This is a genomic window from Pseudomonas sp. Mn2068, assembly GCF_049319725.1.
Taxonomy (GTDB): domain Bacteria; phylum Pseudomonadota; class Gammaproteobacteria; order Pseudomonadales; family Pseudomonadaceae; genus Aquipseudomonas; species Aquipseudomonas gingeri.
This window is the reverse complement of sequence record NZ_JBMOUG010000003.1, coordinates 337,341-350,972: the sequence shown is the minus strand read 5'-3', so window position 1 is coordinate 350,972 and position 13,632 is coordinate 337,341. Positions and strand designations below refer to the sequence as shown.

The following is a 13,632-nucleotide window of genomic DNA, read 5'->3' as shown; positions in this document are numbered from 1 at the left end:
TCTGCTTACAGACCGGCGGCCATGGCTTTGTCGATCAGCCAGTTCACGCTCGGGCCGCGGTCGCTGTTGACCTCCACCGGACGGCCGGCGAGGGTGCTGTCGAGGTTTTCGTCAGGCTTGATCAGGACACGGATATCCGAGGACAGGTCGTCGCTTTTCAGGCTGGTGCTGCTGACGATCCTGCCCTGGCGGACCTGGTCTTCACCGGCGACCTGGAAGTTCACCCGGGTGCCCGGACGCACCTCGCCGAACTGGCGGTAGGAGAACCGCGCCTCGACGTTGGCGACGCTGTTGCGTGGCACCAGTTGGAAGATCACGTCGCCCTTGCTGGCGTATTGGCCGTTGGCGACCAGTTGCTGGGCAACCACGCAGTCGCAGGGCGAGGTCAGGGTGCCGGTCATCTGCTTGCCGAACAGTTCCTCGACCTTGGCCGGCTGCAGCTGGTCTTCGTCCAGGTGGCCCTTGAGCACGTCGAGCATGCTGGTGCTGAAGGTCGCCAGCGGGGCGCCCTTGGCCGCGACGCCGTCGTCCTTGATCAGGCTCTGCACGGTGCCGTCGCGGGGCATGGTGACGTTCATCCCCTGCACGCTGACCAGGCCGGCCTGGGCGTGGCTGACGAAGTACATGCCGTAGACCGACTTGAGGACGAAGCCGAAGGCCGCCAGGCCGACGACGAAGACACCGAGGCTGAAGGTCACGGCGCGCAGGCGACCGAGCGGGCTCATGCCGCTGCCGTCATCCTTTTTCTTGCGCGCCCTGGTGAAGTTGTCGCGCTGCAGGGTGGCGAGCACGTCGCCCATGCTGACGATGTCACCGGCCAGGTGCGAGGTGATCAGGTGGCGCAGGGTGGCGATGTCCTGCTGTTCCAGGTTCTGGAACTGGCAGCCGACACGGCCGCTCTGGCGATCGTAGGAGCGGATCTGCAACTCGACGTCCATGGCCAGGCCGAGGTTGTCGATGACGAATTGCAGGCGTCCCTTGTGTACTTCTCCCAGGGTCACGGCCTGTTGCTGCGGCAGGTTGAAGCTCAGGCCGCCGGCGGACAGGTCTTCGACACGGACTTCCAGGGGCTTGCCCTCGGTGCCGAAGAACCGCAGCCGGGCGGGGATTTTCACCCGGGCGTGCTGGCGCTGGGCTTCGGATTCGTGGACGACATTGGCGTTGACTTTCGAGTTCATGGGTAAGGCTCCGTTAGCTAATTCAGGCGAGTCGGGTCAGACCATCGTCATCAGCACGGCGACGAAGATGCTGCCGGCAGAGAAGGTCATGGTCCGAGACGACCAGGTGTTGAACCAACCTTGAAAGCTGGCGAGGTCGCGGCTCAATTTGGTGTCCTGGCGGGTCCAGGATTGACGGTCGAGGCGGAAGAACACGTAGATCTTCATCAGTGCCCCGACGATCTGGTTGTAATAGAGAATCACCGGGTAGGCCGGGCCGATGGTGTGTCCCGAACAGGCCAGGAGGATCGTCAGGATCAGGCGGGTGATGCCGATCCACAGCAGGTAGGCGAGGATGAACGCGATGCCGTACTTGAAGCTGGCGATCAGCGCCACGGTCAGGCCCAGCAGCGAGGTCCACATCGACACGCGCTGGTCGAACAGCACGACGCTGGTGAACAGGCCGAGGCGGCGGATCCCCAGGCCCAGGGCCCGGGAGTTCTGCCGCAGGTTGTTGCCGTACCAGCGGTACATCAGCTTGCGGCTGGATTTGATGAAGCTCTTTTCCGGCGGGTGCTCCACGGTGTGGATCGCCGCGTCGGGCACGTAGAAGGTGTCGTAGCCCAGGCGCATCAGGCTGAACCAGCTGGACTTGTCGTCGCCGGTGAGGAACTTGAAGCGGCCCAGGCGCCAGTGTTGCAGCGAGTCGCTTTCGACGTCGGCGATGAAGCCCGGGTCGGTGACCACGCTGGCACGGAATACCGACATGCGTCCGGTCATGGTCAGCACGCGCTTGGACAGGGCCATGGAGCACATGTTGATGTGGCGCTGGGCGAAGCGCAGCTTGTGCCATTCGCTCATGATGTAGCCGCCGCGCACTTCGCAGAATTCGTTGGTGGTCAGGCCGCCGACATTGTCGAACAGCTGGAACCAGGGCACGGTCTTGCGCACCACGCCTTCGCTGAGCACGGTGTCGCCGTCGATCACCGCGACCACCGCGCGGTCGTCCGGCAGGTGCCGGGAGATCGCCCTGAAACCGAAGGCCAGGCCGTCGCGCTTGCCGGTACCGGCGATCCGCACGAAGTCGAGCTTGACCCGCTCGGGCGGATTCATCCGGGCCCAGAGACTCTTGACCAGCAGTTCATCGGACATTTCCACCAGGGAGCAGACCACGGTGGTCGGGAAGCCGCAGTCGATGGCTTCGCGGATCACCGAGCTGTAGACCTGGGCGGTGGTCAGGGCGTCGATGCGGAAGCTGGTGACCATCAGGAACACCTGGGACGGGTCCGCGGCCTTGCCCAGCTTGCGCAGTTTGCGCCGCAGGTGCGGGTAGACGATGTAGAGGAAGATCATCCCGCGCACGAAATGGGTGGCGCCCATGGAATAGCGCCAGATGCCCACGGCACCGATCAGGAAGATGAAGTCCTTGGATTCGGCGTCGAAGGTCGAGGTGGGCAGCAACGAGGCCAGGCCCATCAGCAAACTCATGTAGAACAGCCAACCGGCGGCCTGAAGAAGGCCGTGCTTTAGCCTGTGCATAATCTGCATCCGTCTCTATCTCGGGCGAACCTGGCGGCTGGCCCGATGGGGTTAAGGCAGGCAAGGCGTCCTTTCGGACGCCATCGCCGGCAAGCCGGCTCCTACGGTGCCGAGTCGTACCTGATACGTAGGGTCGACTCCGTCCTGCGGGAGCCGGCTTGCTGGCGATCAACCGCGCAGCGGTTGGGTTGGTTTACCAACAGATACCTTCGGTCCGGCCACTCGCACTGGTGGCCTTGGACATGAAGCCGACCAGGTCGATGACCTGTTTGCCGTGCGGGGCGTTCTCCGCCAGGGCGCGGAACTTCTCGTCACGGTTGCCGAGGATGATCACGTCGCTGTTGCCCACGACCTCGTCGAAGTCGGCGTTGAGCAGGGACGATACGTGGGGGATCTTCGACTCGATGTAGTCCTTGTTCGCGCCATGGACACGGGCGTACTCGACGTTCTTGTCGTAGATGCTCAGGTCGAAACCCTTGCCGATGAGCATTTCCGCCAGTTCCACCAGCGGGCTTTCGCGCAGGTCGTCGGTGCCGGCCTTGAAGCTCAGGCCGAGCAGGGCGACCTTGCGCTTGTCGTGGCTGGCGACGATGTCGAAGGCGTTCTGCACCTGGCTCTCGTTGCTGCGCATCAGCGAGTTGAGCAGCGGCGACTGGACGTCCAGGGAGCCGGCGCGGTAGGTCAGGGCGCGGACATCCTTGGGCAGGCAGGAACCGCCGAAGGCGAAGCCCGGACGCATGTAGTACTGGGACAGGTTGAGGGTCTTGTCCTGGCAGACCACATCCATCACTTCGCGGCCATCGACGCCGACGGCCTTGGCGATGTTGCCGATCTCGTTGGCGAAGGTCACCTTGGTGGCGTGCCAGACGTTGCAGGTGTACTTGATCATCTCGGCGACTTCGATGTCCTTGCGGATGATCGGGGCGTCGAGTTCTTCGTAGAGGGCTTGCAGGACGTCGCCGGAAGCGCTGTCGAATTCGCCGATGACGGTCATCGGCGGGAAGTCGTAGTCCTTGATCGCGGTGCTTTCACGCAGGAACTCGGGGTTGACCGCGACGCCGAAGTCGACGCCGGCCTTCTTGCCCGAGCAGTCTTCGAGGATCGGGATCACCACGTTTTTCACGGTGCCCGGCAATACGGTGCTGCGTACGACGATGGTGTGGCGGGTGGTCTTGTCACGCAGGACAAAACCGATTTCACGGCACACCGATTCGATGTAGTTCAGTTCCAGGTCACCGTTCTTCTTGCTCGGTGTGCCGACGCACAGCATCGACAGGTCGGTGGCGCGAATCGCTTCGGCAAAATCGGTGGTACCACGCAGTCGACCGCTGGAAATACCCTGTGCCAACAGCGCTTCCAACCCCGGCTCGACAATCGGCGATTTGCCGCTGTTGATCAGGTCGATCTTGTCTTTGGAGATATCAACGCCAACGACATCATGACCCCGTGCAGACAGGCAACCGGCACATACTGCACCGACGTAACCCAAACCAAATATGCTAATGCGCATCGCATTTACCTCTGTCTTAATCACGCCATTAAATGGCCGGAGTTAATGTAGCCAGTAACCGTATTGCTCTCGAAGTGTGACCAAATGAAGTCACCTCCCCGAGTGCAGGCATATAAGTGTCGAGTGGCTAAATAATTGCACTCAAGTTGGGCGAAACTTGGCCTTGTTATAGGGGACGTGCCCCTTCATGTGGCCGGCCTTCATCGGGAAGACCCTTGCCAGCGTGCTCGAAACTCTGTTATGCCCGCGCTAGGGCCTTTTGAATCAACAGGTTATAAGTCACTTGCAAGTGCTTTGTCTGAGGGCCCACCTTGGCCTGTATAGGGGATATTAATGGTGCGTATCTCCTGTCCTTTTGATTGAGTTGAAACTGTGGGGTGCGGTTGTAAGTCGCTGATGGCAACTTAAACATGTCATCCCGCCGCCACGTAAGTCATCTCTTACAAATTCTCCGAGAATCGTTACGGGTGGTATGAGCAACGCTTTGGAACATAAGTTCCTGTCCGCTCATCCTGTTTTCGAAAATTTTTGAAATATTATGAAAGATGGCACTGCTTTCATATTGATAGCACTTTCCGTTTCGCCCTTTAGTTACGGGGATGAAAAATGCCTAGATGGTTGTATGCCACTACGGAAAAAAATTTCCGGTGCCACTACGCAAAAAAATGCGAAATGTCGAGTGAAAGAAATTTCATGGTTGTTACAGTCAATTTGTTGGCGTCAAATAATTGATTTTTTGCTGCTGCGGGGAGGGGGGATGCACAGGGATCGTCGGCGATTACACATTGCGTGTAATGCGCCGAGTAGGTGCAGGGTAACAGAAATGTGGGTCGTCTGTTGCTCGTTCCCACGCTCCGTGTGGGAACGCAACCCATGACGCTGCGCGTCACCTCGGGAGCGCACTCGCGGCGTCCAGTGAGGCGTACCTTTGCTGCGCGTGGAAACGATCGGGCAGGGTGTTACTCCGGCGCGTGATCGCGCAGGAACACCAGGTTGTCCGGCTTGGACAGTTCTGTGCTGAATCGGTAGCCTTGTTCGTCGAACGTCTTCAACTGTTCGGGGTTCTCGAGGCGTTCCCGGATCACAAAACGCGCCATCATGCCGCGGGCTTTTTTCGCATAGAAGCTGATGATCTTGTACTGCCCGTTCTTCTGGTCTCGGAATTCGGTATTGATGATCCGCGCCTTCAGCGCCGGGCGCTTGACCGCCGAGAAGTATTCGTTCGAGGCCAGGTTCAGCAGCACGTCGTCACCCTGTTCGGCCAGGGCTTCGTTCAGCCATTCGCTGATGCGCGTGCCCCAGAAGGCATAAAGGTCCTTGCCCCGGGCATTGGCGAACTTCGTGCCCATTTCCAGGCGATAGGGCTGCATCAGGTCCAGCGGGCGCAACAGGCCGTAGAGGCCGGAGAGCATGCGCAGGTGGGTCTGGGTGAAGTCGAAGTCGGCGTCGCTGAAGTCTTCGGCGCGCAGGCCGGTGTAGACGTCGCCCTTGAAGGCCAGCAGCGCCTGCTTGGCATTGTCCGGGGTAAAGGCCGGGTTCCAGCTGCCGAAGCGCGCGGCGTTGAGGCCGCCGATCTTGTCGGAAACGTGCATCAGCTCGCTGATCTGCGCCGGGCTGAGGGTGCGCAATTGTTCGATCAGTTCCTGGGAATGGTCGAGGTATTGCGGCTGGGTGAAGCGTTTCGTCACCGGTGGTGTTTCGAAATCGAGGGTCTTGGCGGGGGAAATCACCATCAGCATGAAGTCGTCTCCTGTAATCGTCGGGGGATTCTAGGGGCTTGGGCGGTTTGACTCCACCTATGATGGCGATAGAGCAGAGGGTGCAAGGCTTGCGGACCTCTTCGCCGGCAAGCCAGCTCCCACAGTGTCAGCGCTCGGGCGCCTTTTCATGGTCTCTTCGCTGGCGAACCCGCTCCCACATCAGGCCGCAAACCCGTGGGAGCGGGCTTGCCCGCGAAGAGGCCGCTACAGGCTCCACGAGAGTCAGGATTGTCAGATCGGCTATAGTGCGCGGCGGGTTCTGAAATGGAGTCACCCTTTTGCGTATTGTTCTTTTCTTCTCGGCCCTGCTGGCCTGCCTCACCGCCGTCGCCGCGCCGAACGACGCGGCGACCCTGGATCGCGGCACCTGGCCGGAACAGTTGAGCAGCCCGACCCTGTTCGATGTCGCCTCGCGGGCGGAAATCCTCACTTTCGCCCACGCCCTGCTGATCAGCGAAATGACCGATGAGCCGGCACTGCGGCAGCGCCTTGGCCTCAAGCAGATCAACCTGGCATCGATCAACCGGGTGCGCGCCCGTCTCTGGCAGCGTCTGCTGGAAAACTACAATTTCGCCCAGCAGAGCTGCGAGCAGGATGCTTCCTTCTGTTATTACGTCGAGGACATGGACAGCCTGCGCGAACAGGCCGGCAAGTTCCGGGTGGCCGAGGATTCCTTCTATGCCCGCTGGGCCGAACCGAGCCGGGCGTTTCACGAGCGCTATCTGGACGAGTTGCTGCGCATGGCCGCGCTGTTTCCCCAGACCAGCAGCGAAATCGCCCTGTTCGGCGAGCCGGAGCGTAACGGCGAGGCGTTCCATGACCGGCTGTTCCTGCTGACCTTCGACGGCGGCCCCGGGGCTTCGGCGGGCAACACCGACGAACTGACCGCGTACCTGCGCCGGCAGAAGATGAACGGTCTGTTCTTTGTCCTCGGCAGTGCCTTGCAGGCGCGGGTCGACAAGACCTCGATCATGGCCGTGCGCGATCTCTATAAAGAGCAGTGCGTGGGTATCCAGGGCTGGCAGTATCGTTCCCACAGCCATTGGCAGGACTGGCTGGACTCGGTCCAGCGTAGCGCCATGCTGGCGCAGCGCGTATTGCCGGAGAACTATCAGCCCTTGTTCCGTCCGCCCTACGGGCAGCGCCAGGCGGACAGCGGGGCGTTCTTCAAGTCCCAGGGGTTGCAGGTGGTGTTGTGGGATATCGATTCCGCCGACGCCACCGGCAAGCTTACCGCCGAGCAGTCGGCCCAGCGGGTGATGACCCTGATGTTGTTGTGGCGTCGTGGCGTGATCGTCTTCCATGACACCCAGGACAAGGCCCTCGGCGCATTGCCCTGGCTGCTCAGGCAGACCGCTGAAAGCGGGCTTGGCTGGAAAGGCTGTGATGACGCGTTTCGATAGGAAGAGCGAGAAGCCCGTATTTGCTGGGCTTGTGGGAAATTTCTTACGAAATTCAGTGCAGGCGGACTTCCGACTTTAACGGTGTCCGGCCAGCTCGCCAAGGGCTATTCGTCACTCTGAAAAATAAACTTCAAAAAAGCGTCAAAGTGCTTTTTCCTGTCACGGGTTTTGCGGTATTACGGAGTCAGACCGCCGAAACCTGCGACACAGGTGGCGTCTCCCAAGGCCCTACCTTGTGCACAGAGCGCCTGTCCCCTCCAGGCGAATTCGGCGGTCACTTCGAGGCGCGATACCGTCAAGGTCTCGCGTCGACTGGCTCCCACAAAGGTGACCGAGTATGGATGATCACGGACGCACTCCTTCTTCCAACCAGCCAATCCTTTACGTGCTCGATACCAACGTACTGATCCACGATCCAAACGCACTGCTCAACTTCGAAGAACACCACGTCGCCATCCCGATGACCGTCCTGGAGGAACTCGACAAGCTCAAGAGCGGCCACCACAGCGTGGCTTCCGAATGTCGCCAGGCGATCCGCCTGATCGACAAGACCCTGGGCGACGCTAGCCCCGAGGATGTCGAGCTGGGTGTCCCGATCCAGCGCGGCAAGAGCGGGCCGAAGGGCCTGCTGTCGATCCTGATGAGCAAGCGCAGCGAACCCAATGTGCTGCTGCCGGAAAACCTCAACGACAACATCATCATCAACCAGCTGGTCGACATGCACGCGCGCGACAAGGGGCTGCGCCTGGTGCTGGTGACCAAAGACATCAACATGCGCCTCAAGGCGCGTGCCTGCGGTATCGCTTCCGAGGACTACAGCACCGACCAGTTGGTCGACGACGTCGACCTGCTGCCCAAGGGCTTCCACAATGTGGTCGGCTCCTTCTGGGACCGTGTCAGCAAGGTCGAGACCCGTCAGGACCATGGTCGCACCTGGCACCAGGTGCAAATGACCGACAACCTGCCGGCCGTGCACGTCAACGAATTCATCATCGATGAGCAAGGGTTTGTCGGCTGGGTCAAGGAGATCCGCGCCGATGTGCTGTTGATCCTCGATCTGCATCAGGAGCCCCTGTTGCACCAGGAAGCCTGGGGCCTGAAACCGCGTGACATCTATCAAAGCCTGGCGCTGTTCGCGCTGCTCGATCCGGATATCCACCTGGTCAACCTGACCGGTGCCGCCGGTTCCGGGAAAACCATCCTGGCCCTGGCGGCTGCCATCGAGCAGACCATGGTCAGCAAGCGCTACCGCCGCATCATCGCGACCCGCAGCGTGCAGGGCCTGGACCAGGAAATCGGTTTCCTGCCCGGCACCGAGGCGGAGAAGATGGAGCCCTGGCTGGGAGCGATCACCGACAACCTCGAAGCCCTGCACATGGATGACGAAAACACCCATGGCAGCGTCGACTATATCCTCAGCAAGGTGCCGTTGCAGTTCAAATCCCTCAACTACATCCGAGGTCGCAGCTTCCAGCAGAGCCTGATCCTGATCGATGAATGCCAGAACCTCACGCCGCACCAGATGAAGACCATCATCACCCGTGCCGGCGCCGGTTCGAAAGTGGTGTGCCTGGGCAACCTGGCACAGATCGACACCCCTTACCTGTCCGCGACCAGTTCCGGGCTGACCTACCTGACCGAACGCTTCAAGGATTTCCCGAACGGCGTGCACATCACCCTGCAGGGCGTGCCGCGTTCGATCCTGGCCGAATACGCCGAATCCCACCTGTAATTTCATCCACACCCGAGGGGCGGCCAGGCGGCCGCCCTTTTTTATGGGGCATGAGGTCTCTGTGGGCGCCGGCTTGCCGGCGATGGGGCCGGTGAGGCGTGCAGCGTCTGGTCGGTCGCCATCGCGGGCCAGCCCGCTCCTGCCATCGGCGTGCATGCGCAGGTCTTGCGGGGCGTGCGTAAAGCTGACCCGCAGGTTTACAATCGACGCTCCTGATCAGGAGTATCGCTGTGCTGACTCATCTCGATTCCCAAGGTCGCGCCAATATGGTCGACGTCACCGACAAGGCCGTGACCTTCCGCGAGGCGGTGGCCGAAGCGCGAGTGCGCATGTTGCCCGAGACCCTGCAAATGATTGTCAGCGGCGGTCACCCGAAAGGGGATGTGTTCGCCGTGGCGCGAATTGCCGGTATCCAGGCCGCGAAGAAAACCTCCGAGCTGATTCCCCTCTGCCATCCGCTGATGCTCACCAGCGTCAAGGTCGAGTTGAGCGCCGAGGGCAGCGATGCGGTGCGGATCGTCGCCCGCTGCAAGCTGTCCGGCCAGACCGGGGTGGAAATGGAAGCGCTGACCGCGGCCAGTGTGGCGGCGCTGACGATCTACGACATGTGCAAGGCGGTGGATCGCGGCATGATCATCGAGAATGTGCGCCTGCTGGAGAAGCTGGGCGGCAAGAGCGGTCACTATCAGGTGGATGCGTGATGACGTTCGATGTGCAGTTTTTTGCCCGTTACCGGGAGGTGCTCGGGGTCGACGCCGAACAGGTTGAAGGTGACTTCACCGATATCGGGCAGTTGCGCCAGCATCTGTTGCAGCGGGGCGGGGCCTGGGCGGTGCTGGCCGAACAGAGCCTGATGTGCGCGCGCAACCAGGAGCTGTGCTCCTTGGACGAGCCCCTGGCCGAGGGTGATGAAGTGGCGTTTTTCCCTACCGTGACCGGAGGCTGACATGGCGGTTCGCGTCCAGGCCGGGGCCTTCGATCCCGGTGTTGAGGTCAATGCGTTGCACGCGGCCAATGTCGGTGTCGGCGCGGTGGTCGCTTTTGTCGGCTATGTCCGCGACTTCAACGATGGGCGGGATGTGGCGGGGATGTTCCTCGAACATTATCCGGGCATGACCGAGAAGGCCCTGGAGAAGATCGTCGACGAGGCCGCGCAGCGCTGGCCGTTGCTCAGGCTGGAGGTGTTGCACCGGGTCGGCGCCCTGGAACCGGGCGAGCCGATCGTGTTTGTCGGCGTGGCCAGTGCCCATCGTCAGGCGGCCTTCGACGCCTGCAATTTCGTCATGGATTACCTCAAGACCCGCGCGCCGTTCTGGAAGAAGGAAAATACCGCCGAAGGCCCGCGCTGGGTCGAGGGGCGGGACAGCGACCAGACGGCGGCCGAACGCTGGAAGTAGCATTTGCAATAGCCTCTTACCCAATCGTTCCCATGCTCCGCGTTCGCTTCGGGTCTGTGACGCGGAGCGTCACGGGCTGCATTCCCACGCGGAGCGTGGGAACGATCAAATGCTCCGCGTTCGCTTCGGGTCTGTGACGCGGAGCGTCACGGGCTGCGTTCCCACGCGGAGCGTGGGAACGATCAATGCAGGGCGCGGGCTGGCCGGACCGCCGCGAAGGCACCTGTGAAATCACTGCGAACCTCTCCTTCCCGCCCCCTCGGGCAGGCTGTATTTGCTCGTTGACGTTATGTACATAAAAGTCCAGTATGGATTTATAAGTACAAAATAGAGTTGTCCTCTTCTGTCCACTGCCGTGCCACAACACCTCCAATAACAAGCGGGAGCCCCAGCATGAAGAAGTTCACCCGGATCTGTGCCGTCACCCTGAGCCTGCTCGCCAGTGCCAGCCCGTTCGCCGCCGAGAAGACCTTGCGTATCGGCATCGAGGCAGCCTATCCGCCCTTTGCCTTCAAGACCTCGGAGGGCAAGATCAGCGGCTTCGACTACGACATCGGCAATGCCTTGTGCGCGCAGATGCAGGTCAAGTGCGAATGGATCGAAGGCGAGTTCGACGGACTGATTCCGTCGCTGAAGGTCAAGAAGATCGACGCGGCGCTGTCATCGATGACCATTACCGACGAACGCAAGAAGTCGGTGGATTTCACCCACAAGTACTACTTCACTTCATCGCGGCTGGTGATGAAGGAGGGCGCGGTGGTGGACGACCAGTACGCCAGCCTCAAGGGCAAGACCATCGGCGTGCAGCGCGCGACCACCACCGACCGCTACGCCACCGAGGTCTTCGAGCCACGGGGGATCAAGGTGGTGCGCTACAGCAACAACGAAGAGATCTACATGGACCTGGCTTCGGGCCGCCTGGATGGCATCTTTGCCGACACCATTCCGTTGAGCGACTTCCTGGCGATGCCACGGGGCGCCGGTTATGGGTTTGTCGGGCCCGAACTGAAGGATCCCAAGTATGTCGGCGAAGGCGCCGGGATCGCCGTGCGCAAGGGCAACAGCGAGTTGCTGGGCCAGTTGAACAAGGCCATCGAGGGTATCCGTGCCAGTGGCGAGTACCAGAAGATCGAGGGCAAGTATTTCAAGTCGGATATCTACGGCGACTGAGTGTCAAAACACCGCGTTCCCTGTAGGAGCCTGGCTTGCCAGCGAAGCTTCTGGCGGCCCCGAGGGCCTCTTCGCCGGCAAGCCGGGCTCCTGCAGGTGGGGTGTTCCTGTCAGGATCCGGTTGTGCTCAGACCTCTGCCTTCAATTCCTTCAGGTGCTTGTACACCGTCGCCCGTCCCATGTTCAGCACGTTCGCCACATAGTTGGCCGCGCTCTTGCCCTTGAAGGCACCTTCGGCGTGCAGCGCCAGCACCAGCTCGCGCTTGTGGTCGCGGGTCAGCAGGTTGAGCCCCAGTTGTCGGTGGCGCAGCCAGCTGTGCAGGAAGGTGTTGATCCGCTCCTGCCAGTCGTCGCGAAACAGTGCGTCGGGCTGCGGGACCAGTTTGCTGGGTGAGAGAAACAGGTCCAGCGCGGCCTTGGCGCTTTCGAACAGGGAAATATTCAGGTTGATGCACAGCACCGCCAGCGGGGTGCCCTGGCTGTCGCGCAGGACCGTGCTGACACTGCGAATCTTCTGGCCGTCCCAGTTGAGCTTTTCATAGGGGCCGATATTGCGCTCGCTGACTTCCTCGTCAAGCATGTCTTCCAGGGCCGCGTCGTCGCCGATCTCGCGTTTGGAGATGTTGTTGGCGATGTAGTCGACCTTTTGGGTGCGCAGGTCATGCAGCACCACTTCCGCGTGGGGAAAGAACAAGGTGGCAATGGCGTCGGCAATCGCCCGGAAATTATCCAGGGCGGGATCCTGTCGGGGTGTCATGGTCATTCTCCAGGCTGCGTCAGCGCCCCGGTAAGGGCGCTGGCAGTGTGCCGTAATCGCCGGCGATCGTCATCCCAGGCGGGCAGGCGAGAGCATCGCGGCCGTCAGGCCGAAGTGTTGCAAATGTTCGGGCAGGGCCTGGCCACGCACCAGGGCGGCACTGGCCTGGCCCATGGCGGGGGAGGTCTGGATGCCATAACCGCCTTGCGCCGCGACCCAGAACAGGCCCGCGACCGCCGAATCGAAACCGGCCACCAGGTTGCCGTCGCTGACAAAGCTGCGCAGGCCGGCCCAGGTGCGGGTCGGACGGCGAATGCTCAGGGTGGTGGCTTCCTCGATCTGGTAGATGCCCATGGCAATGTCCAGCTCCTCGGGCTGCACGTCGTGGGGTTCGACCGGGTCGGCGTTGGCCGGCGAGCCGAGGAACATGCCGGCATCCGGTTTCATGTAGAACGATTCGTCGAGGCTGACCAGCATCGGCCAGTGGTGGCTGTCCAGGCCCTCCGGGGGCGCGAAGATAAAGGCGGCCCGCCGTTTCGGCTGCAGGCCCAGTGCGGCGGCGCCGGCCAGTTGAGCGATCCGGTCGGCCCAGGCGCCGGCGGCGTTGATGATCACCGGGGCGCTGAAGGTCTGTCCGTTGGTCCGCACCTGCCAGAGGCCGTCGGCATCTCGCTCCAGGCCGAGGACTTCGCAGTCGGTATGGATTGCCCCATGTCGGCGGCGAATGCCGCGCAGGTAGCCCTGGTGCAGGGCGTCGGTGTCGATATCGCAGGCACTGGGGTCATAGAGGGCGCCGTGGACCTTGTCCCGACGCAGGATCGGCAGGCGGGCGCAGGCTTCGTCGGCGCTGAGCTTCTGCACTTCGGGCACGCTGGCCTTGGCGCTCAGGTACTGCGACTGCAATTCATCCGGGTCGCCGGTGAAGTCCACGGTCATCTCGCCACGGGGCGTGAGCAGCGGGTGTTCGGCGAAGCCGGCGGGTGGATGGTCGAAAAAGTCACGGCTGGCGAGGGTCAGGGCGCGCACCTGGGCGGTGCCGTAGGCGGCGCTGTAGAGGGCGGCCGAACGTCCGGTGGAATGGTAGGCCGGGTGCGACTCGCGTTCGAGCACGATGACCCGGCCGTGTTCGGCCAGCCAGAAGCCGGTGGAGGCGCCGGCAATGCCGCCGCCGATGATGATGAAGTCTGCCTGGTGCATTCAAGGCCTC

General features: G+C 61.8%; 12 protein-coding genes. 6 read left to right on the top strand and 6 right to left on the bottom strand.

Features of this window, described 5'->3' with window-relative positions; all coding sequences use genetic code 11:
* Positions 1-5 precede the first annotated feature (5 nt).
* The 4 genes from ACL9RJ_RS09555 to yaaA all read right to left on the bottom strand — a co-directional run bounded on the left by ACL9RJ_RS09555 (position 6) and on the right by yaaA (position 5,945).
* Positions 6-1,178, bottom strand: a complete 1,173-nt coding sequence (locus ACL9RJ_RS09555; protein WP_177085599.1) for an alginate biosynthesis protein Alg44 — start codon at positions 1,176-1,178, stop codon at positions 6-8.
* Positions 1,179-1,214: 36 nt separating this feature from the next.
* Positions 1,215-2,696 carry a mannuronan synthase gene (gene alg8, locus ACL9RJ_RS09550; protein ID WP_042934529.1) on the bottom strand — a complete coding sequence of 494 codons (1,482 nt, stop codon included), beginning with the start codon at positions 2,694-2,696 and terminating at the stop codon, positions 1,215-1,217.
* A gap of 193 nt (positions 2,697-2,889) precedes the next feature.
* Positions 2,890-4,206, bottom strand: a complete 1,317-nt coding sequence (locus tag ACL9RJ_RS09545) for a nucleotide sugar dehydrogenase (protein ID WP_017124113.1) — start codon at positions 4,204-4,206, stop codon at positions 2,890-2,892.
* A 959-nt stretch (positions 4,207-5,165) separates the two neighbouring features.
* Complete coding sequence (yaaA, locus tag ACL9RJ_RS09540; protein ID WP_017124112.1) at positions 5,166-5,945, bottom strand: peroxide stress protein YaaA; 780 nt, start codon at positions 5,943-5,945, stop codon at positions 5,166-5,168.
* A gap of 299 nt (positions 5,946-6,244) precedes the next feature.
* On the opposite strand from yaaA, the gene ACL9RJ_RS09535 reads away from it, so the two are divergent.
* The 6 genes from ACL9RJ_RS09535 to ACL9RJ_RS09510 all read left to right on the top strand — a co-directional run bounded on the left by ACL9RJ_RS09535 (position 6,245) and on the right by ACL9RJ_RS09510 (position 11,668).
* A complete protein-coding gene (locus ACL9RJ_RS09535; protein WP_422765172.1) occupies positions 6,245-7,369 on the top strand; it encodes a polysaccharide deacetylase family protein in 1,125 nt (374 codons plus the stop codon).
* A 337-nt stretch (positions 7,370-7,706) separates the two neighbouring features.
* Entirely contained in the window at positions 7,707-9,101 is a 1,395-nt protein-coding gene (locus ACL9RJ_RS09530) for a PhoH family protein (RefSeq protein WP_017124110.1), read from the top strand.
* Positions 9,102-9,331: 230 nt separating this feature from the next.
* Complete coding sequence (gene moaC / locus ACL9RJ_RS09525) at positions 9,332-9,802, top strand: cyclic pyranopterin monophosphate synthase MoaC (protein ID WP_017124109.1); 471 nt, start codon at positions 9,332-9,334, stop codon at positions 9,800-9,802.
* Positions 9,802-10,047, top strand: coding sequence for a MoaD/ThiS family protein (locus ACL9RJ_RS09520; RefSeq protein ID WP_177085605.1), 246 nt, complete (start codon positions 9,802-9,804; stop codon positions 10,045-10,047). The genes moaC and ACL9RJ_RS09520 overlap by 1 nt, the downstream gene beginning before the upstream one ends.
* Position 10,048: 1 nt before the next feature.
* Complete coding sequence (gene moaE / locus ACL9RJ_RS09515; RefSeq protein WP_017124107.1) at positions 10,049-10,498, top strand: molybdopterin synthase catalytic subunit MoaE; 450 nt, start codon at positions 10,049-10,051, stop codon at positions 10,496-10,498.
* Positions 10,499-10,891: 393 nt separating this feature from the next.
* Positions 10,892-11,668: an ABC transporter substrate-binding protein gene (locus ACL9RJ_RS09510; protein ID WP_177108022.1), complete on the top strand. Its 777-nt coding sequence runs from the start codon at positions 10,892-10,894 to the stop codon at positions 11,666-11,668.
* Positions 11,669-11,795: 127 nt separating this feature from the next.
* Here ACL9RJ_RS09510 and ACL9RJ_RS09505 read toward each other — a convergent pair whose 3' ends face one another.
* Together ACL9RJ_RS09505 and ACL9RJ_RS09500 are read right to left on the bottom strand one after the other, a co-directional pair.
* Positions 11,796-12,425: a helix-turn-helix transcriptional regulator gene (locus tag ACL9RJ_RS09505; protein ID WP_177085610.1), complete on the bottom strand. Its 630-nt coding sequence runs from the start codon at positions 12,423-12,425 to the stop codon at positions 11,796-11,798.
* 69 nt (positions 12,426-12,494) lie between these two features.
* On the bottom strand, positions 12,495-13,622 hold the full coding sequence (locus ACL9RJ_RS09500) for an NAD(P)/FAD-dependent oxidoreductase (RefSeq protein WP_177118939.1): 1,128 nt from the start codon (positions 13,620-13,622) through the stop codon (positions 12,495-12,497).
* Between the last annotated feature and the right edge of the window lie 10 nt (positions 13,623-13,632).